This window comes from Oleiphilus sp. HI0123 (assembly GCF_001635315.1).
The window spans coordinates 1-404 of the sequence record NZ_LWGE01000651.1; the positions used below are offsets into that span (position 1 = coordinate 1).

Consider the following 404-nt stretch of genomic DNA (forward strand, 5'->3'; position numbering starts at 1 on the left):
CTTCTTAGTTCAGCAGGCTTAAAGACAACACCTTCTGCATTGAGCAACGCTCCGTCATTCCACTGACTCACCGCAACTTGTTCATTTATTAGCAGCTTGATTTCGCCCGGCCAGACTCTACTCACAGTCGCACTGTTAACCCAGGCCAAGCCCTCTACTCGTGTTTGAACGTCTTTTAAGTCAGTCGCTATAAATCCGGCGCCGACTAAACCACTCAACGCTTGTGTCACTTCACTTTCGTTCAGATAAGAAAACGCGCCTGTTACCTTGATCGATGAGATAGGGTGGTCAACTACTTGTATCAGACTGTCTCTTTTAGTCAGTAATACAAGTAGCGCTAAACAAATTAGCGTCACAGTTAGAACACGCTTGAGCACCAAAACAGTCTCTTCACGTACAGCGTT

At 46.0% G+C, this 404-nt stretch carries 1 protein-coding gene; it reads right to left on the reverse strand.

The window, feature by feature from the left end; genetic code table 11:
- A partial coding sequence (locus tag A3761_RS05900; RefSeq protein WP_156491653.1) for a cell division protein FtsQ/DivIB occupies positions 1–404 on the reverse strand: 404 nt, incomplete at both ends.